Here is a 21405-nt window from a genome sequence, read left to right on the forward strand (position 1 = left end):
GAAATTAGTTTACATGAAAAGGGATTTAAGTTTTTTTAGCTGATGGGTAATAACGGTCAGAGCCGGGACTTCACTCCGGCTCTGACTGTTAATTTATTCACCACTCAACTTGTACTTGGCTTTGTTGAGCAAGAAGTACATTACAGGTACGATAATGAGTGTGAGGAACGTGGCAAACGTGAGACCAAAAATGATGGTCCACGAGATAGGTCCCCAGAACATTACGTTATCACCACCCACATAAATATTGGGATCGAGTGTTTTAAAGAAACTGAAAAAGTCGATGTTCAAACCGATTGCGAGCGGAATCAACCCAAATATGGTCGTGATTGCCGTTAGCAATACCGGACGCAAACGCGTTTTACCGCCTTCTTCAATTGCTTTTACCACTTCATTAAATGGAAGTTTTTCATCGTCTTCGAGTTCCAGTTCTTCTCTCCTTCTATCGATGATGAGGTTGGTGTAGTCGATCAGTACGATCGCGTTGTTCACCACGATACCGGCCAGCGAGATAATCCCGATCATGGTCATGATCACGATGAAGTCCATCTGGAAGATTACAAGTCCAAGGAGTACGCCAATCAAACTGAAAAGTACCGAAGTACCGATAATAAACGGAGTACTCACCGAGTTGAACTGCATCACAATGATCATGATGATGAGGAAGAACGCGATAGCTAGAGCCGTGGTGAGGAAGTTCATCTCCTCGGCCTGCTCTTCCTGCTGACCAGTAAACTTGTACGTAATGCCTTCGCTCATGTCGTAATCCTTGAGGTGGGTCTTGATGTTGTTTACCACTTCAGTAGGGTTGTAACCATCGAGTACGTTTGACGAAATTGTGATAATACGCTCTAAGTCTTTGCGCTTCACCGCACTAAAAGTCGATGTTTTCTTTGCTGTTGCAACTGAAGAAATTGGAACCTGCACAATTCTACCCGTTGAAGGATCTCTGAAAGTGATGCGTTGGTTCATCAATATTTCTGAGTTGTTGCGCAACTCTTCTTTCAACCTGATATTGATCGGGTAGTCGTCTTCACCTTCTTTGTAGGTGGAAACTTCTTGTCCGTACACGGCCGTACGCAGCGCATTACCTATTTGGCCGGTTGACAATCCCAGTCTGCGCGCTTTAGCCCTGTCGATATTTACTTCGAGCTGCGGTTTACCCTGTTCTACATCTAATTTTAATTCTTCAATACCTTCAATGTTGGCATCTTTGATGTACGATTTTATGCTCTCAGTTTCCTGCATGAGCGCGAGGTAATCGTCACCCTGCACCTCGATGTTAATCGGTTTACCCTGAGGTGGACCAGCCTGGTTTTTATCGACTGATATTTTAGTTCCCGGGTATCCTTTGAGCGAGTTACGGATCTCTGTTTGTACATCGCTTGTCAAAATTCCTCTACGCAACTGGAACTTTTCAAATGAAACTGTAATCCGTGCTTTGTGTGGTGTACTTCCCATTTGTGGACCTTGCATAGGGTCTGATGTTCCTTCACCTACCTGTGCGATCACTGACTCTACGAGGAAGTCTTCTTTTTCACCCGTTTCAGGGTTTACAGCCTGGTATTGTTCAAGCACTTTCAGAACCTTTTTCTCGATGTCTTTCGTGATCTCATTCGTGTATTCAATATCAGTCCCAATCGGTTTTTCGATGTAGATATTGAGGTACTGCGGTTCATTCTCAGGGAAGAACAGGATCTTTGGCGTAAACTTGATAATGAGTACGATCGAAAGGATTAGAGCCAAAGTGGTTCCGACCAAAAATGCAACCGGCTTTTTGCCGCTTAGCGCATATTTGATAAAGCTGTCGTAGAAGTTTTCCATTGCCGGGATGATGCGGTTTTGAAAAAAGACAGTTCCCGGATAAATCACAAAACTGTTCAACAACAGGAATGTGCCGGTTATACCGATGAAGTTGGCCGATACGTTTTGGCCTGTTACAAAGAAAATTCCGGAAAGAATCAACAGCCCGATTGCCGGCTTTATGACTTTCTTTCGGTTGGTGTTTTTCGATATAAACGCGTAGTCTTTAAGTGTCAAGATGAGAATTACTGAAACGATTGCACCCGCAATATAATTGAGTGCTCCGGCTTCAGGTTGGTCACCCGCAATGTCAATGAGCATTGCCACAATAATGACTACTCCGTAAATGATGAGTCGCTTCGTTGGGATCTTTACATCTTGTTCATCGATCTTCATAAATTTAGAAGTGAGCACGGGGTTGATAACCAGTGCTACAAATAATGATGATGACAAAACAATGATGAGCGTAATAGGAAGATATTGCATGAAGTTCCCCACAACGCCAGGCCATAAACCGAGCGGAATAAAGGCTGCCAACGTAGTGGCTGTTGAGGCGATAATTGGGAGTGCAACTTCTCCAACACCTGCTTTTGCTGCCTTGAGTGGCGGATAGCCTTCATCCATCAATCGGTAGATGTTTTCAACTACTACAATTCCGTTATCCACTAACATCCCGAGTGCGAGTACGAGCGAGAACAACACAATTGTATTCAGGGTTACGCCCATCGCGTTGAGGATAAAAAATGACAGGAACATCGAGAGCGGAATGGCAACTCCCACGAAAAGTGCGTTTCGTAACCCGAGGAAGAACAAGAGCACAGCAACAACGAGAATCACACCAAAAATGATGTTGTTGGCGAGTTCGTCAACCTGTGTTCTGGTTTGGTCACTTTGGTCACCGGTTATCGAAACCTGGAGGTTTTCAGGGAATTCGTTATTCTGTGCTTTTCCAACGATTTCATTGATCGCATCAGAAGCTTCTAGTAGATTGGCACCACTTCGCTTCATTACATCAACCATCACAACTGTCTCGGTGTACTGGCGAGCGTAGCTTTCTTTTTCTTTTTGCTGGAAAGTAACATTAGCAATATCGTTGAGGTAAACGATATTCCCGCTTTCGTGCTTGACAACAATGTCCTCAATTTGTTTGTAGTCTTTGAATTCACCCAAAACACGAATTGAGCGCTCAAAGTTATCAGTGTTGATCTCACCTCCAGAGATTGTGAGGTTTTCGTTTGAGATGGCTCCGGCTACGTCATTGAAGCTGACTTGCATCGCGTTCATTCGATGAATGTCGAGATTTACAGCTACTTCTTTTTCAGTGTACCCGCGGATATCTACACTTGTGATTTGCGGAAGATCTTCGATTTCTTCCTGTAGGTATTCAGCGTAATCCTTGAGCTGATCCTGTGAGAACTCTCCTGAAAGGTTGATGTTCATGATCGGAACCAGTTCTGAGAAGTTCATCTCGAACACATTCGGTTCTGACGGTAGATCATCTGGGAAGTCTGAGTCGGCTTTTGCTTTATCAACTTCGTCTTTGACTTTTCGCAGAGCTTCATCAGGCGTTATGCTGAAATCGAACTTTACCTGGATAGATGAATACCCCTGAATGGATGTACTGTTAATTTCATCGATACCGGAAATCGTGTTGATCTCTTTCTCGAGTGGTCTGGTGATCAGTTTCTCAATATCGAGGGCTGAGTTTCCGGGATATGGTGTGCCAACGTAAATCTCCGGTGTTACAACCTCTGGGAAACTCTCCTTGGGCATGCTCGTGTATGAAATGATACCCGCAATCAGGATGATGGCGGTGAGGACAAATACTGTCACTCTGTTCTCTACAGAGAGTGAGGAGAGTTTAAACTCTTTTATTTTTTCTTTTAGGTTACTCATTACCTGTTCGTTTGAGTGTTATTGCTGTAGTGTTACAACCTGGTCTTCTTTCACGCTTCTCGCTCCTTTTGAAATCACGAGCTCATCACCTTTAAGGCCTTCTTTGATGTGCGTTTTGCCACCGTAGCTCAGTCCTGAAGTGATGTACTTGCGCTTCACTTTATAAGTATTGTCTTTGTGTGGCTTGAGCGTGTAAACGTAGTCTTTACCTTCAGCCGTTTGCTGGACGAGATTCGACTCAATGACAACTGCAGAATCTTGCTGGAAGTCTTTAATCATTAGTCTTGCCAAAAGATTTGGCTTAAGCTGGTCTTTTGGGTTCTGAATGTTGACACGCGCCATGAATGTACGGTTATTGGGGTTGATGTACTGACCGGTACGTGCAATCGTTGTGTCGATTTCAAGATTGAGAGCATCGAACTGAGCGATCACTTGCGTTCCTTTGTCAACAGTTCCTATGTAGCGCTCTGATACATCAGCTTCAATGTACATATCACCGAGGTTGATGATACGCATGAGCGGCATTCCCGGAGATGCCATTTCACCTTCTTTCGGGAAAATTTTATCGATGGTTCCGTTGATTGGCGATTTGAGGTTAGCCATATCGAGCTGACTATTGAGCGTATTGAGTCGGCTTTCTAGGTTTTCTTTTCTGTTTTTTGCTTCGAGATAGCTCACTTCAGAACCGATATTTTTGTCCCACAGTCTCTTTTGGCGCTTATAAATTTCTTCAGCCAAAGAGAGTTGTGACTGAACTTCTTTGATGTTGTTGCGAACAACTTCTGCATCAATTTTGAGTAATAGTTGTCCTTTTATTACATCGTCACCTTCATTCACTAAAATGCTCAGGATCTCGCCAGATGTTTCTGCATACACCTGGATGTTTTCTTTAGCTTCAACATTACCGTATACTTCAATGAAGTGCTTGAAAGTTTCGCGATGAGCACTTACAGCTGCAACACGGTTTAGCTTTTTGGTAGAATCGAGCTTAACGATTTCCTTTTGAATTGAGTCGAGTGTTGTTTTGATCTTGTCGTACTCTTTTGTGAGGCTGTCCTTTTGAGTTGTTAGTTCACTCAATACAGGGTCTTTTGCCGTTTGGTCAGATCCGCACGAATACAAGAGTAAGGCCGTACTTAAAATTGCTAGATAAGCTCTCATGATTATAAGTTGTTAAGAATTTGATCTAAATTGGTTTTGGATTCTATAAGGCTGTTAATGCTATTGATATATTGTGCCTGGGTTTGGAAAAACTGTCTCTGAGCCTGAGCTAGGTCGAGGCTAGATGAAACACCTTCTTTGTACTTGAAGGTTTGCTTGTTGAGTATTTTACGGGAAAGCTCCAGACTTTCTTTGTTGTTTTGAAACTCGTTCAAAGTTGTAAGGTAGTTAGACTTGGCCTGTAGGAACTCGACTGAAAGCTGTTGAGAAGTTTGTCTCAGATCAACTTCAGCTTTTTCCATCTCAATTTTGGCTTGTTGTATTTTGTAGTGGCGCATCAGGCTTGAAAAAATAGGAACCTGCAAACTAAGACCCCATACTGTTGATGGATACCAAAAATTATCATTACTCACTTCGAGTTCATTACTCAGGTAGTTTTGATTGTAATTGAAGAAAGCATTGAGTTTTGGAAGAGCTTTTGCCTGCTCGTTTTTGTAATTCAAATATTGTATTTCTTTGTTAGTGGCTGCAATACGGTAATCGATATTGGCTGCCGGATTGAAATCCTGGTTTTTGGCATCGGGTGAGTTGCCGTAAGCGAGAATAGCATCCAGGCTATCAGTTAGCGTGACTGTTGTGTCAACCGGTAATCCCATTTGATATTTGAGGAGGTGTAGCGAAATATCGGTGAGTCGTTTCGCTCGCTGAACCTGGTTCTGAGTAGATTGAAGCAAGATTTTCAGTTGGTCTACGTCTTCTTCTGCTGTAAAACCTTCTTCATAGAGAGCGTTTGTTTCGTTGTATGTTTTCTCAAGTGTTTCGAGGTTGCTCTCAAGAGTCTTGAGGTTTTCAGTTGAAACGATAACGCCAGTATAGGCCTGAGTAACCCCCGATACAATTTCCTGTTCGGTTTTAACCTTTGCGTTTTTGCTTAGTTCACGATAGGTTTTGGCAGCTCTCAACCCAACAATATAAGAACCATCAAATATTAATTGATTAGCTGATACACCAGCACTCATGTTGTATTTCGTTCCAAATTGAGCCGGGATATATTCAGGGTTTGGCGGCTGAACCTGTGACGGTTCAATGACATCGTAATCGACAAGCGAACCACCAACAACGGGCGAAATAAAGTTAGGAACTACCTGAGTTGGAATGTCGATGAAATCATTGAACTCTGCCGAGCCACTTATTTGTGGAAGGCCAATAGCAGTCGTCTCGCGAACACGGTCACGAGCAGCCTCAACATCCATTTGCGCTTTTTTGCTAAAATAGCTGTGTTCTAAAGCGTATTTTTTCGCTTCTTCAAGACTGAACTCCTGTTGACTAAACCCCGCTAACGCAGCTGTAACGGTAATTATAGTAAGCGATATAGCCTTTAAATAATTCATCATTTATCGTTATTTTCCGGTAATAATTGTTTCTTAATTTTCTTGAGATACTGAAATCCTTTTTCACTAGCTATTCCTCTCATGTGGTAACGGAAAGCTTCAACCTGTACTCTTGGGATGGCTTCATTGCAATCCTTTGAATGCTGGGAGTGTAGGACAGCATCTATTAAAGTGCTGTAGAAATACCCAATCAGTTGTGGATTGGCATCCTTGCGGTAAAGACCCTCTTCTATTCCTTTATTAATATTCTCAACAATGCATTTGCTTATAAATTCACCTTTGAACTCATTGAAGGATTTAAAGGCCTCAGGGTAATATTTTTCCAGATCGTAAAAGATAGATGGGTGTATTTCGAGAAGCATATTAATGACAAAATCTGTAATTGCGTACATCTCATCAATAGCGTTGAGATTTTTGCTCATTATTGCTTCAACATGATCAATGTGCTGGCATTCTCTATGAATGGCGCACTGTTTTACAAGGTCGTGCTTGTTATCGACAAATTTGTAAAGTGTTTTCTTGGAAATACTGAGTTCGCGAGCAATGTCATCCATCGTCATGCTCTTGATCCCGTTTTTCATAAACAGCTCAGTAATAGCAGGAACAGTGCTTTCTTTCCAGTCTTTTTCTTCTCCTTTTGCCATAATTCGCGACAAATTTAAGTGAAACTTTATACGTACGTAGGAAACGAAATAAGTAAAAAATGTTTCCGTGGTTTTTTATCTTGACAAGTGGTCAGCTGGTTAAATGAATAAATCGAGTAGTTTCAAAAGGCAAAATCAATAGCTACTTTTGCGCTTCTTAAAATCGTTTATTGAAGGAATTGAAAATGGAACGAATAAAAATTGATGCTTTATTAAAGTCGGAGCCGGTAGGTGAAAAAAAACTCGTAAAGGGTTGGGTCAGAACCAAAAGAGGTAGCAAAAGTGTGAATTTCATCGCGCTGAATGACGGTTCTTGTATCCACAACCTGCAAATCGTTGCCGATACTGAGAATTTCAGTGAAGAAGTTTTGCGCAAGGTCACAACCGGAGCTGCTATTTCAGTAGTTGGTGAGATCAGTGAATCTAAAGGATCTGGTCAAAGCGTTGAGATGATTGCTGAGGAAATCGAAATTCTTGGCGTTGCTGATTCTGAAAAGTATCCACTACAACCTAAAAAACACTCGCTAGAGTTCTTGCGTGAAATCGCTCACCTGAGGTTTAGGACAAGTACATTTGGTGCTGTTTTCAGGATTCGCCATGCACTTTCATTTGCCATTCATGATTACTTCAATAAAAACGGTTTTTACTACTTAAATACGCCAATCATCACCGGATCTGATGCTGAAGGAGCCGGAGAAATGTTTCGCGTAACAAACTTTGACCTGGATAATATTCCAAAAAACGAAGAGGGGAAAATTGACTTCAAAGAAGACTTCTTTGGTCGTGAAACGAACCTAACTGTTTCGGGTCAGCTCGAAGCTGAACTTGGAGCTATGGCACTTTCTCAGGTTTATACTTTTGGCCCCACATTCAGAGCCGAAAACAGCAATACATCACGTCACCTGGCTGAATTTTGGATGGTTGAGCCCGAGGTTGCTTTTGCAGATCTAAAAGATGATATGGATTTGGCTGAGGATTTCCTCAAGTACATTGTGCAGTATGCTCTAGACAATTGCGCTGATGACCTTGCGTTTTTAGAGAACCGTATTGAGCAGGAGGATAAGCAAAAACCAAAAGATCAACGCCAACCGATGTCGCTCACTGAAAAACTCAAATTCATCGTTGAAAATGAATTTGAGCGTGTTACTTACACTGATGCGATTGATATTTTGAGAAATTCAAAACCCAATAAAAAGAAGAAGTTCAATTACCTCATTGAAGAATGGGGAGCTGACTTGCAGAGTGAACACGAGCGCTTTTTGGTAGAGAAACATTTCAAAAAACCAGTTATCCTTTATGATTACCCTGCTGATATCAAAGCATTTTACATGCGCCAAAATGATGACGATAAAACTGTGGCGGCTATGGATATTTTGTTCCCGGGAATCGGGGAGATTGTTGGTGGTTCACAACGTGAGGAACGCCTTTCGGTTCTGACCGAAAAAATGAAAGATTTCAATATTCCTGAAGAAGAAATGTGGTGGTACCTCGATACGCGTAAATATGGAACGGCACCTCACAGCGGTTTTGGACTGGGTTTTGAACGACTCGTTCTCTTTGTAACCGGGATGAGTAATATTAGAGATGTTATTGCTTTTCCAAGAACTCCAGGAAGTGCAGAATTTTAAACTTAGAAAACGTTAGAGATAATTAAGGGATGCTAAAATTTTTTGGCATCCCTTTTTTATGCAATGAGAATTGGTTACTTTTCAATCAAAATTCGTGCCACTGCTTTTTCGGCTGCACGTTTAGGGGAAATTGAATCGTCATGTTAGAGCAAAAACTACAGCAAAAGTTACTTCAAAAGCTATCTCCACAACAAATTCAGTTGATGAAGTTGTTGCAGGTTCCCACAGTTGCTATTGAGCAGCGGGTGAAAGAGGAGATGGAGCAAAACCCGGCTCTCGAAGAAGGTACCGCATCTGAAAACAATCAGGAGGATGGCGAAGAGTACAGTGATGTTTACGAAGAACGCAGTGAGGCTGAGCAGGATTTTGATTTCTCAGATTATACGGATGATGATACTCCGGCTTACAAATACACTATCAAGAATAAAGGCCGGGATGATGATGAGAAGGGTGTTCCGTTAAGTGGTGGGTCAACTTTCCACGATAGATTAACTGAACAACTAGGGTTGCAGTCAATCGATGAAAGGGAACACAGAATAGCTACTCACCTGATCGGTAACATAGATGATGCGGGGTATTTGAGACGAGAACTCATTGCAATTGTAGATGATTTGGCTTTTACTCAGAACCTCATGACAGATGAGAGCGAACTTGAAAAGTTGCTGATGATTATTCAGGACTTTGACCCTCCTGGTGTTGGAGCGCGGGATTTGCAGGAGTGTTTACTTCTGCAAGTTGAGCGTAAAATCAAGAAACGGCCTAATGACGAAGGTCTATTGCTGGCAGAGTCAATTCTGGACAAAACGTTTAAAGAGTTTACCAAAAAGCACTATGACAAAATTCTGGCTAAGCTCGATATTGAGGAAGAGGAACTCAAAGAGGGACTGGATGAGATTTTAAAATTAAATCCAAAGCCGGGGAATAGTCTCAGCAACAACGCTGAACCTGTAGAACATATCGTTCCTGATTTTACTATAACCAACGATGACGATGAGTTGCAACTTCAACTCAACGGACGAAATGCTCCTGAGCTCCGTGTGAGTCCGCAATACAGCGAGATGTTTGACGCCTACAACAAAAACAAGAAAGCCGCTACAAAAGAACAAAAAGATGCTCTGGTTTTTGTCAAGCAAAAGCTCGACTCTGCTAAATGGTTCATTGATGCCATCAAACAACGTCAACAAACTTTACTGATGACGATGGAGGCAATTATGGAGCGCCAGCGAGAGTATTTTTTGACTGGGGATGAAACCAAGTTGAAGCCGATGATCCTTAAAGATATTGCCGAAAAGGTACATCTGGATATCAGCACGATTTCACGTGTGGTAAACAGTAAGTATGTAGAAACTCCCTACGGAACTTTTCTTCTAAAGAGTTTTTTCAGTGAAAGTATTTCTACTGATAGCGGAGAGGAAGTGAGTACGCGAGAGGTGAAGAAAAAACTACAGGATTTGATCGATGAGGAAGATTCACAGAAACCACTTACCGATGATCGCCTTGCTAAATTGTTGAAGGATCAGGGGTATAACATAGCCAGGAGAACAGTTGCGAAATACCGCGAGCAACTTCAAATTCCGGTTGCCAGATTGAGAAAAAGTTTATGAGTCAAAAAATAGCAAAGTTCATCTCAGTGTTATTTCATCCGCTAATCATGCCAACGTATGGCGTGCTCTTGCTTTTTAATTTCGTTGATGCATACTTTGTTTACACGATTAATGAAACTGCACGAACATTCATTTTATCAATCGTTTTTCTCAATACTTTTCTGCTTCCTGTTGGGTTGATTCTCTACCTCCTCAGAACCAAAAGAATTACCGATATTCAAGTGACAAACAGGGAGGAGCGCTGGCTCCCGATTATCCTCACCACACTATTTTACGTGACAACCTATTATCTCCTCGATGAATTTGGAATGAACCGTATTGTAATGTTGATGCTGGGAGCGGGAATTCTATCGATAATTGCTGCATTTTTCATCAATTTGGTGTGGAAAATCAGCATGCACATGGTTGGACTGGGAGGCTTAGCCGGAGTGTTTTACGGTATGGCACAAATGTTAAATGTCCCTGTTGTTCTGGTATTGCTCGCACTTATTTTGATTGGTGGCATAGTTGGTTATGCCAGACTTGTTCTAAAGCAACATACGCTCAACCAATTATTGGTCGGAGCCGTTTTGGGCTTCGTAGTGAGCTATTTAGTATTTGAATTTGGTGTTGGTTAAAATGGCGTTATCGTTACACCAATTGATAGTTGAGTAGCTTCTGGGCCGTGTCCTTCATTAAACAAAGGACTTAAACCGTAGTAAGCATTTAAGCCAACTTTCCCGTATCCGGCTCTAAAGTAAGCACCATAACGAAATTCGTGAAGATCAGGGAAGATGTACGTTTTGTACTTGTCTTTTCTGTTGTTATCGATCACTAGTTTGTCGTGAACGTCAAATTGCCAACCAGCTTTGAAACCCAATGTGAGTTTCCAGCGGTGTCCGCGATTGTCTTCGTTAGATCTGTAGCGTAACTCTAAGGGTATATCGAGGTAAGTGAGAGCAACTTTATTATTGCGGTAATCTACTGAATCTGGGAGTTTTTGGAAAGTAGAATAATCCTCTTTCTCATCATTTCCCACTCTTCTTATTTGTGAGTTGCTGTAGTAGCTCTGACTACTGATACCTCCACCAATAGCAATGGCAAAATTGCTAGTCATGATTGGCCTGTCGTAGAGGAGATAAAAACTCATGCCATTATTCCATGGTTTGAAATCAAGGCCATTGGGTTTGTTTTCAAACATGAGCATTTCATAACCGAGGTCAACCACAAAGTTGTCCATTTTTTCCATCGGTTCTTTCGGTTGTGTTGTGGTTTTAGTACTAGTTGGTTGTTGATTTTGGCTCTGACCAAAAATGGAAACAGAAATCGCCAACATTGATATAGTGAAAGTTATTACCTTTATCCTCATTTAATTGAAAATTTGGCCACAAAGCTATAATAATTGTAGCTGAGTAATTGTAACCAACTTAATGCTTTTTTATTGCGTTTATACTACAAGAGAATAACCTGTTATGAAAAACTTAATATACTTCCCACTTCTTTTCTTGTCTATCATTGTTAATGGTCAGAGCCTTAGTGATTATCAAAAAATTGACTCAACGAAAGTTTTCAATTTTGGTGTAGAGCGCGATTATCCTTGGGCAGGTGGCTTTAACAATCCTCAGTTTTCACAAATAGACCTTAATAAAGATGGGTTTGATGACATTGCTGTTTTCGATAAAACAGGTGACAGGGTTTATACATTTTTGAATGATGGTGTTCAGGGGCAGGCTGATTATAGTTATGCGCCTGAATATGAGAGATTCTTCCCTGATACATTGCGTAACATGATGTTGATGCGAGACATGAATTGTGATGGGAAAATGGATATTTTCACTCAACGTCCTAATGGTGGTGGGATTCGTGTTTATGAAAATATTACACCATCTAGCATTAATGATTCATTGAGCTTTGAATTGATTCATTCTGACCTGGAAGCGACCTTCTCTGGCGGACAGACCTTTGTTTATTTATTATCCAGCGATATACCAATTATTGAGGATATGGATGGAGATGGAGATCTCGATATTGTTTCAGGACATAATTTTGGAACTTATTTCACCCTCTACGAAAATGTAGCCCCAAATTGTGATACACTTATTTATGATAAAGTTACAGGAAATGCTTGCTGGGCAGGCTTTTTTGAAAATGTTTACGGAGAAGTTATTCTGAACGATTCTTTTTGTCAAACCTATCGATTGGGCAATCATATACCGCCTTTATATGATCACAATCAACATAGAGGAGCTGAAAGACATGCCGGTTCTGCTCTATCAGCTTTTGATTTGAATGCAGATGGATTAATGGATATTGTGCTAAGTGATGTTGACCGGCCCGGTGTAAAAGGGGTTTTCAATGGAGGAACCCCTGATTCTGCTTACATGGTTTCTGTCGATACAGCTTTTCCTTCAAACTCATTGCCGGTAGATCTTCCTAACATGAGTGCTATTTCCTTTATGGATGTTAACAATGATGGTTTGGAAGATTTCATTGCAGGGCCAACTCAGCGCGATCAAAGTAAAGATGTTGAAAATGCCTGGTTGTACCTAAACACAGGAACATCAACGAATCCGGTTTTTACTTTTAATAGAAAGGATTTTCTTTCACGACAGATGATTGATCACGGTACTGGGTCTTATCCAAAATTTATTGATGTAGATAAGGATGGATTGAAAGACGTCCTGGTAGGGAACACAGGGTTTTTTCAGAACTACAATAGTTTAGCTTTTAAAACGGTGTGGAAAAGCCAATTGGCTTATTTTAAGAATACAGGTGATTCAATACACCCAAAGTTTGATTTTATTACAGATGACTTTGAAAATATTGGGCAACACAATATGGAAGGACTTTATCCTGCATTTGGAGACTTGGATGGAGATGGTGATCTAGACATGTTAGCTGGAAAAATCAACGGTGAAGTAGCATTTTTCAGGAATACATCACCAGTGGGGTCACCAATTCAGTTTACATTGGTTGATTCATCTTTTATGAAGATCCAGGGTTCACCATTTTTTACTCCTGAGCTATATGACTTAGATCAGGATGGAGATTTAGATATCCTGGCGGGAAACAATAATGGCTCTATTAACTATTATGAGAACATTGGCAGTAGTTCCAATCCACAATTTCAATCTTCAGTGACTCAGCAAAACCTCGGTGGAGTATTTCATAAGAGGCCTGCATATCCCGGTAATTTAGCATTGTCTATAATTCCATATCCTACTGTTAATTCCAGTGAAAAGCTTATTGTTTCATCTTATGAATATGGTGTTTTTGTTTATGACTTTTTAAACCCTGATACATCAGGCAATTACCCTGTGATAGACTCAATGATGGTTAAAGGAAGGCAAATTGCAATGACTGGAGATGTCGTTACTTACGCAAATGACTCTATTGAACTTATATATGGAGAAAAGACTGGAGGATTGACTTATTTAGCATTGCCACATACTTTTCAGGATACTACTTCAAACGATACTCTACCTGATGATACTATTCCTGGTGATACAACTGATACTACCGGGATTTGGATAAATAACATCAATCAGTATGTAAAGGTTGATGTATATCCAAACCCAACGAATGATGTTTTCTACATTGACGTAGCTACTAAGGGAAGAGAAACGGTGCTACTCTCCGTTTATGATATAAAAGGTGTTTTGGTTAAAGAGCGCAGGCTTACAGTTAACAAAAAGTTGACTAGAGAAGAATTTGATTTAAGTGGTTACGAATCTGGGGTTTATTTGGTTAGGCTATTGTCTCAAGAGGGAGTGGTTACCAAAAGAATCACAAAAAAATGATAAGTGCGTGCAACCTATTTTGATTGCGATGTATCATAATTAGTGAAAGGTTCGCACGATTTACTTTCAAAGGGTAAAATAAAAAAAGCCGCAATTTGCGGCTTTTTTTGTTGTTGTATGAGGAGAGCGAACGCTTATGCTTCAGCGTTCTTTTGGTCGAATTTCTTTTTTATTCCATAAGCTGCTCCAGCAGCGAGTAATAATTCAACTCCCGGGATAGGTGCGTAAGGCGTGTTATTTCCTGATCCGGGTGGTGGAGGTGGAGCAAAGAGCAAGTGACCACTGAAAGTGAAAACTGCTATCGCGATGGTTGTTTTAAGTAGTTGTTTCATAATTCCCCTTATTATTCCCTTATTTTCTGTTATCAAAAGTATTGTAACAGTATGCTGTAGAAGGGCTTAATACCCGAGCTAGGCTATCAGTTGAGATAAGAGGAGCATAAGAAGTGTGAAATGCGGAATAAAGTGCAATTTGTTTTTTTATAAACTGCTTTTCATTATGAATTCGATCACTAGTGAACTGCAACAGGATGGTTGTTTCTGGATATTGACTTTAGGAGAAATAATTATGCTTTGCAAAATGGTTGAGAAAAACTATTGAAAAGCATAAGGGAAAAAGTGGGCCCAGCTGGGCTCGAACCAGCGACCACCTGATTATGAGTCAGGTGCTCTAACCAACTGAGCTATGGGCCCAAGTGAAAGTGATTTTCACTTTTGAAGGGCGACAAAAGTAATAAAACAAAATGGAATTATTGAATTAAGTTTGTCCACCATGGCCATAGAACAGAGTAAACCGACAGTAATAATTGATTTTGGAGGTGTTTTATATGCCATTAATTTTAACAGGTGTGTGGATTCCTTTAAAGAACTTGGAATAGCCGATTTTGAAAACCATTATTCAAAAGCATCCCAAAGTGGTTTGTTTCAGGATTTTGAAAAGGGCTTGTTAAAAGTAGACCAGTTTTTGAATAAACTCAATACTCAAATTGAAGTTCAGCTCGATAAAGAAAAGGTGATATCAGCATGGAACTCGCTGTTAGTTGGCTATTTGGATGAAAATCTTTCGGTTCTGACCGAAATGTCAAAGGACTACAACTTGATTTTACTCAGCAATACAAATGAGATCCACCATGCTCAGTTTTCCCTTGAATTGGTTGAGTTACACAACAAAAAGTTTGAGGAATTATTTGATGAGGTTGTTTTTTCTCATCAGGTAAAAATGAGGAAGCCTGATGTTGAGGTGTATGATTTAGTAAAATCACATATTCCACAGAATTCAAAAGTCGTTTTTATCGATGACTCCATTCAAAATGTAGAATCGGCAGAGAAAATGGGAATAAGCAGCTTTCATTTTGCCCAAAACCAGTCGTTAAAAGATCAATTACCCGGCATCCTGGCAAAGCTCAACGAGTAAGCCGTTTGCAGATTTTGGATGAATAAACACGATGAGTTTGTTATCGGCTCCCTTTTTGGGTATTTCGTTGATGAACTGAAAACCTTCCTTTTTTAATCTGTCTATTTCGGCATAAATATCATCAACCGCAATGGCCACATGGTGAATTCCTTCCCTGTTTTTTGATAAATACTTTTCAATTGCACTGTCTCCGCTTATACCGGCCAATAGTTCAATTTTATTTTCTCCCAACTTGAAAAAAGAGGTCTTCACTCCCTCACTGTCAACTACTTCTTCCTTGTAGGCTGGTTCGCCCAGTAGCCTGGAAAAAACCTCATTTGATTTATCAATGTCTTTTACCGCTATGCCAAGGTGTTCTATTTTATTCATCACGCAAAGTTTGATACAATTATAAAAACCTTTTTACATCTACTTCAGAGTCTATTTGACTTTTGTTTTCAATGTGATCAACTAGTTGTTCAGCGAGTAAAGGCGCCATCAAAATAGCTTTTGATCCCATTCCGCTGAAAGCAAATGTATTTTCATAGTGTGGGTGCGGACCTATCACCGGCCTTCTTCCTTTGATAGCCGGCCTTATACCTACTTTGTGATCCACGATTTCAAATTCCGTATCACCAATAAGCTCTTTTAGTTTATCGATTAACTCTGACTTCCCCTTTTCGGTCAAATCCGTTGTCATGTCAGTATTTGAGTACGTAGCTCCTATCTTAAAGGTGAGCTCGCCAACAGGTAACATGAAAAATCCTTTTGAAAGGATTTTGTCAACTTTTAGGGTTTTACTTTTAATGGTCAGAACCTCACCTTTAACAGGCTGAAATGGTAAGTCCTCAAATGGTTGAAAATCTCTTATGTTTAATCCGTTGGCGAATATCAGCGCATCGAATTCTTCGGTTTGGTTGCTGTGATTGACTTGGACTTTCTTTCCGAATGACACCTGGCTCTGACCGATATTGACTTCCAGCAATTGATTTCTTTTTTTGAGTTCTTCCCTAAAGTCATTGAGCATTTTATTGGTATCGACATAGCCGGCATGAAATAATTCAGCTCCTCCGAATCTGTTACGGATTTTTCTATCGAGGTTTCCTTTATATAAGGTATTGTTCATGAAATTGGAAAACGGTTCATCAGCTGCTTTTGAGAACCAGTTGTTTTGTTCCTCAGCTGATGAGAATATCCTGAGATAATTCATAGGGTAGTAGAACTTAGAATTGGAAAAAATTTCAATTCCTTTATAAGTAGGTCCTAATGACTCTATGAATTTTTCAGCATTCCATGAAAGTGAAGGCCTGCGAAAAGTGACCGGATTCCAAATACCGGCAGCTACACGGGAAGGTGAATTTGGGTTGATTTGGTCAAAAACTGTTGGTTTGAAACCTTTTTTTATTAATTGGAAGGTGATTATTGTACCTGAAATTCCCTGTCCTAACACGGCTATTTTCATGCTGTTGCTAATTAATCGTTAAAAAAATTTAAACCATGTACAACGAAAATATTACCTTTCGCGTCTTCAAAGAGGAAACAAAGAAATTATATTCTTATGAAAAGGTTATTGTTAGCGTTAATTATTGGGTTTTTTACTCTTTTGAGTAGTAATGAGGTAAAAGCTTCTCACTTTTCTGGAGCTGATATCAGCATTGAATGTATTGGGAATGATTCGTTTTTGGTTACAATGAATTTGTTCAGGTATTGTGGAGGTGCTTCTATGCCAAACTCTGCAACTTTTCAATTTGATAGTCCCTGTGGGTCATTTTCACAGAATGTTCAACGAGACACAATTTTTGAAGTTTCTCAGCTTTGTCCGCAGGCATTGTCGCAAAGTAACTGTAATACTCCACCCGGAACCCTTCCGGGGATGCAACAGGGTATATTTGAAACTATTGTAGTTTTACCTCCATGTAGTTCTGGAGGATGGACAGCTTCATGGTCGAGTTGCTGCCGAAATTCAACGGATAATATGCAAGGACAGGATGGGTTTTATATTTCTTCTGAAATTGATAATGATGAGGCTCCTTGTAATAACTTGCCCATATTTAACGCTCAGCCAATTCCTTATGTATGCGCAAACCAACAGGTGGTTTACAACTTTGGCGTTTCAGAAATTGATGGAGATTCATTAGATTTTTATCTAAGTCACCCATTAGATGGTGCAACGGCTCAAGTTCCTTATCAGGCAGGGTACACTCCTACAAGTCCTATTAATGTACCTGTTGTTTTAGACTCTCAAACAGGGCAGCTTACTTTTACTCCTCAATTATTAACTCCATCAGATGATATTTGGGTGTTGAAAGTATGTGTGGATGAGTATAGAAATGGCGTTGTCATTGGAACAACTTGTAGAGATGTTCAGTTCGTTGTTCAAGATTGTGATAATTATCAGCCTTATCTAATTAGCCCTGGTATTCAAAATTTCACGGGTTCAGGGTCTCAACTAGATTCTAATTCAGTTATCGCTTGCATAGGTCAGTCGTATTCATTTGATATTCAGTTTTCAGATTCGTTACACCCTCTTCAATCTTTTGGTGATTCTGTAACGTTGAATACAAATGCTGGAGCTGTATTACCTGGCGCAACTGTAACTGTTACTAATGGTGATACTGCAACTATGAATATTTCCGGAACAGTGCCTCAGAATGCGGCTCCATTCACTAGTTTTTCGATAAATGCAGTAGATGATGCCTGTAATATATCAGGTATAGCGAGTGTGCAATTTGATATAACAGCAATACCAAACACTTATGCTGGTCCAGATCAAATTCTTTGTAACGGTGTTGATACAGCAAATATAACTGTTGTAGGTGGTGATACATTCACGTGGTCTGTTATTTCAGGGGATCCTATAAATCCAGGTGTTAACTTTAAAGATACAACGGGCACAAACGGTAAAAATGTATGGGCTTTCCCAAATACTACAACTACTTATCAAGTCGTATCGAATCTTGCTTCTGGATGCGGTAATACAGATACTATAACTATTATTTCAGCACCGAACTTTAATTTATCAGCAGTTGGTGATACGGCAGTTTGTCCGGCAGATTCATTCTACAACTTCCCACTTGACGCCAGTACAGATAGTAACTTTGTTTATTCTTATCAATGGTCTAATGGGGCATTCCTCAATAATGATACAATACAAACTCCTACAGCTACTATAACTGAAACGCAAACTTTTGGCGTTACAGTTGAGAGTGATTCAGGTTGTATTAAAGAGGACGATCTTACTGTAACATTTACACCTCCGTTCCCTACCAATGCAACTGTTGATTTTGCTGATAGCGTATTGTGTAATGGAGATTCAACAGCTGCGTTTATCGATTTTGGAGCACAGATAAACAATAACTGTGGTCCTGCATCTACTCCCTGCCCTGGTAATGTTAATCAAGGAGTAATTGGAACCGGAACAAATGCAATTGGTGGTACAACTTATCCGGCACCATATGGTAACTGGTTTTGGGGAGCAAGGCACCAGATGCTTTATACTGCAGCTGAGCTTCAAACAATGACAGGTACTGCACCCGGGGCTGGAGCCAAACTGACAAGTTTTGGTTTAGATGTAGCTCAACTTGGCTCTCAAACAAATTATCAAAACTTTGAGATTTATATCACTTGTACAAGTTCAAATGATTTAAATAGTGGTTGGGCCACAGGCTTGACTCAAGTTTACAATTCAGCGGGTGAAACTATCTCCACAGGATGGAACGACTATACATTCTCTCAAGCTTATGATTGGGACGGAACTTCTAATCTTGTGGTTCAGGTTTGCTTTAATAATTCATCCTTTGTTACTAATGGTAACGCTTATACAAACACGACAGCAACTCCATTTACAAGTGTAAGGTATTCAAGAGCTGACCAGTCAGGTGTATGTGCGAATAATGGGCTCTTTCAATCAACATCATCTGACCGTCCTAACGGGAGATTTGGATATTGCACAGGATTTGATCCTGCGTCTTTCAACTATCAGTGGTCACCAAACGTGGCTATTTCAAACACCGGTATTTACAGTCCTGATGTATATCCTGGGGCTACAACGACTTATGAAGTGATTTACAATGATACTTTTGGAGCTTGTGTTGATACTGTTTCAGGAACTATTCCAGTTGTGAATTCTTATAATCCTTCATTTGAATTGGATTCTGCATATTGTGTAACCGAAGATCCTGATACTGCACTTCCATTTACACCGGGCGGTGTTTGGACAGGAGATGGTATCACTGATTCACTAGGGGGTGTATTTGCACCGGGAGTTGCTGGTGACGGAACAGCATTTGTAACTTATACACTTGCAAGTCCAGCCGGTAACTGTGTTACAGATACAACTTATGAGATTGAGGTAATCCCATTGCCTGATGCAACTTTAACATCACCAGACTCATTGTGTTATACTGGTGGCCCATACACTTTACAAGCTGCAACACCAGGTGGAATTTGGTCAGGCCCGGCAATTGTCGACTCTCTTACTGGTGAAATCGATCCGAATGAGGTTCAACCTGGTCAAACATTTATTGAGTATGAAATTTTTGAGCCATGTTATATAAATGAGGTAACGAGTGTTTTCCTCTACGAAGCTTACGAGTTCAACTTTGTAGATACTCCCAAAACAGTATGTATAAACGATACTCTAATCCTCAATAACTATAATAGAGTAACAACAGGTAATGCCGGTCCGGGGCCAATCGAGTATACCTGGAATGGACCTGGTATAACGAATACTGATAGTGGGTTCTTTGACCCTTCATCGCTCAGTCCGGGTAGGTTTACACTTTCATTAACTGCTGCTGACCCTAACGGGGCTTGTGCAACTACTGATAGCATGGGAGTGGTTATCTACCCAGTAGATACTCCAAAAGTTGTGAATAACCTGATTTATTGTGATAATACCGACAAGGGGAACATTAATATCAATACAGGTTTTGGTCAGGGTAATTGGACTATCAATCCTATTCCTCCAACGACTGCAACGTTACTGCCTAACCAAACAACAGGTAGGTTTAACCCTCAACAAATAGGTCCGGGTATGTGGTATCTTGAGTATACTTACCAAAACATTAACGGATGTATTGGTGAGTTGAATGACACAATTGTGATTCAAAACACTCCAGACAAACCTCAGTTTGATGATACAACATATTGTGTAGGTGACTTTATCACTGTTACTGGAGAGTATGATAATCCTGATAGTGTCCTTTGGTATAGCGATGCACCAATAAACAGTTCAAACTTTATTGGAAGCGGAATGCCTTTTGAATACGGAAGTGCACTAGATCCAACAAGTGTTAATGAAGTTACGATTTACGCCAGAGAAACCAACGGTGAATGTAAGAGTGGACTAGCTACTTACACACTGCCAATCTCTGAGACACCAAACTCTAATTTCTATAGAACATATGTTGACAGTAACAATGTAGAGCAGGTTGCTGATACATTTGACTTTATTAAAGGGAGGTCTCCTTTCTCTATTACATATGATCCTGTAGCACCGCTTGATCAGTATGATTTTGAATGGGATCTTTGGTTGGGTTGCGACCCGTCTCAATCTGCTGATGGACAGTATGGCTGCCCGATCGTAAATACAGAGGATCCTGTTGTTTCATTTACTTATGAGAAGGAAGGTCTTTACAGAGCTCGTTTAGTCGTTACAAATGACTTTGGCTGTTCTGATACGTCATTCTCTAATCATGAAGTGTTGTTCTCTGGAGAAATACCAAACGTATTTACTCCAAATGGTGACGGTGTAAATGATGAGTTCATTATTCCGGGTGCTGGTGCACTCAGAGACTTTAGAGTTGAAATTTACAACCGTTGGGGACGCAAAGTGTACGAATGGACAGATCCTCAGGCCGGCTGGGATGGTGAAGGCCATAATGACGGAGTTTATTTCTACGTTGTAACAGCCAAGAGAGGAAACGGAGAAGATTATATTGAAAAAGGAAATGTTACACTTGTAGGTAACGGAAACTAGACATACATCTTCAAATATTATATTGAGCAAAACCCTCCGCAATAGCGGGGGGTTTTGTTTTTGTTAAAGTTTTAATGCATTTTTGATTAGATATGACCCAACCAGTTTCAAGCAGTTGCGTCTATTA

14 protein-coding genes and 1 tRNA gene are annotated in these 21405 nt (G+C 40.4%); 6 read left to right on the forward strand and 9 right to left on the reverse strand.

Translation table 11 applies throughout. The features are described 5' to 3' along the window. Window positions 1-93: 93 nt before the first annotated feature. The 4 genes from F3059_RS11060 to F3059_RS11075 are packed head-to-tail and all read right to left on the reverse strand — an operon-like array spanning window position 94 to window position 6895. Entirely contained in the window at window positions 94-3699 is a 3606-nt protein-coding gene (locus F3059_RS11060) for an efflux RND transporter permease subunit (protein ID WP_151169216.1), read from the reverse strand. Window positions 3700-3717: 18 nt separating this feature from the next. After that, window positions 3718-4860, reverse strand: coding sequence for an efflux RND transporter periplasmic adaptor subunit (locus tag F3059_RS11065; RefSeq protein WP_151169218.1), 1143 nt, complete (start codon window positions 4858-4860; stop codon window positions 3718-3720). 2 nt (window positions 4861-4862) lie between these two features. Beyond that, the gene (locus F3059_RS11070; RefSeq protein WP_151169220.1) at window positions 4863-6254 is read right to left on the reverse strand and encodes a TolC family protein; all 1392 of its coding nucleotides are present in this window, start codon (window positions 6252-6254) and stop codon (window positions 4863-4865) included. Beyond that, the gene (locus F3059_RS11075) at window positions 6251-6895 is read right to left on the reverse strand and encodes a TetR/AcrR family transcriptional regulator (RefSeq protein ID WP_151169222.1); all 645 of its coding nucleotides are present in this window, start codon (window positions 6893-6895) and stop codon (window positions 6251-6253) included. The genes F3059_RS11070 and F3059_RS11075 overlap by 4 nt, the downstream gene beginning before the upstream one ends. Window positions 6896-7080: 185 nt before the next feature. On the opposite strand from F3059_RS11075, the gene asnS reads away from it, so the two are divergent. The 3 genes from asnS to F3059_RS11090 all read left to right on the forward strand — a co-directional run bounded on the left by asnS (window position 7081) and on the right by F3059_RS11090 (window position 10744). Next, the gene (gene asnS, locus F3059_RS11080) at window positions 7081-8523 is read left to right on the forward strand and encodes an asparagine--tRNA ligase (protein ID WP_151169224.1); all 1443 of its coding nucleotides are present in this window, start codon (window positions 7081-7083) and stop codon (window positions 8521-8523) included. Window positions 8524-8663: 140 nt separating this feature from the next. Next, a complete protein-coding gene (gene rpoN / locus F3059_RS11085; protein WP_151169226.1) occupies window positions 8664-10127 on the forward strand; it encodes an RNA polymerase factor sigma-54 in 1464 nt (487 codons plus the stop codon). Next, on the forward strand, window positions 10124-10744 hold the full coding sequence (locus F3059_RS11090; RefSeq protein WP_151169228.1) for a hypothetical protein: 621 nt from the start codon (window positions 10124-10126) through the stop codon (window positions 10742-10744). Before rpoN ends, F3059_RS11090 begins: the two co-directional genes overlap by 4 nt. On the opposite strand, the gene F3059_RS11095 is transcribed toward F3059_RS11090, so the two are convergent. Further along, window positions 10741-11475: a porin family protein gene (locus tag F3059_RS11095; RefSeq protein ID WP_151169230.1), complete on the reverse strand. Its 735-nt coding sequence runs from the start codon at window positions 11473-11475 to the stop codon at window positions 10741-10743. The two genes, F3059_RS11090 and F3059_RS11095, sit on opposite strands and share 4 nt — an antisense overlap. 103 nt (window positions 11476-11578) lie before the next feature. On the opposite strand from F3059_RS11095, the gene F3059_RS11100 reads away from it, so the two are divergent. Beyond that, window positions 11579-13906 (forward strand): T9SS type A sorting domain-containing protein, encoded by a 2328-nt coding sequence (locus F3059_RS11100; protein ID WP_151169232.1) that lies wholly within the window; start codon window positions 11579-11581, stop codon window positions 13904-13906. 134 nt (window positions 13907-14040) lie between these two features. Here F3059_RS11100 and F3059_RS11105 read toward each other — a convergent pair whose 3' ends face one another. Together F3059_RS11105 and F3059_RS11110 are read right to left on the reverse strand one after the other, a co-directional pair. After that, complete coding sequence (locus tag F3059_RS11105; RefSeq protein ID WP_151169234.1) at window positions 14041-14238, reverse strand: hypothetical protein; 198 nt, start codon at window positions 14236-14238, stop codon at window positions 14041-14043. 286 nt (window positions 14239-14524) lie between these two features. Next, window positions 14525-14598, reverse strand: a tRNA-Ile gene (locus tag F3059_RS11110). A gap of 79 nt (window positions 14599-14677) precedes the next feature. On the opposite strand from F3059_RS11110, the gene F3059_RS11115 reads away from it, so the two are divergent. Then, window positions 14678-15319 carry an HAD family hydrolase gene (locus F3059_RS11115; protein ID WP_151169236.1) on the forward strand — a complete coding sequence of 214 codons (642 nt, stop codon included), beginning with the start codon at window positions 14678-14680 and terminating at the stop codon, window positions 15317-15319. Here F3059_RS11115 and mce read toward each other — a convergent pair. Together mce and F3059_RS11125 are read right to left on the reverse strand one after the other, a co-directional pair. Continuing rightward, window positions 15287-15688, reverse strand: a complete 402-nt coding sequence (mce, locus tag F3059_RS11120) for a methylmalonyl-CoA epimerase (protein WP_151169238.1) — start codon at window positions 15686-15688, stop codon at window positions 15287-15289. The genes F3059_RS11115 and mce overlap by 33 nt on opposite strands. 19 nt (window positions 15689-15707) lie before the next feature. Further along, the gene (locus tag F3059_RS11125) at window positions 15708-16760 is read right to left on the reverse strand and encodes an NAD(P)/FAD-dependent oxidoreductase (protein ID WP_151169240.1); all 1053 of its coding nucleotides are present in this window, start codon (window positions 16758-16760) and stop codon (window positions 15708-15710) included. Between the two features lie 96 nt (window positions 16761-16856). On the opposite strand from F3059_RS11125, the gene F3059_RS11130 reads away from it, so the two are divergent. Beyond that, window positions 16857-21278, forward strand: coding sequence for a gliding motility-associated C-terminal domain-containing protein (locus F3059_RS11130; protein WP_151169242.1), 4422 nt, complete (start codon window positions 16857-16859; stop codon window positions 21276-21278). Window positions 21279-21405 lie beyond the last annotated feature (127 nt).

The organism is Salibacter halophilus, assembly GCF_008806325.1.
In the GTDB taxonomy this organism is placed as follows: domain Bacteria; phylum Bacteroidota; class Bacteroidia; order Flavobacteriales_G; family Salibacteraceae; genus Salibacter; species Salibacter halophilus.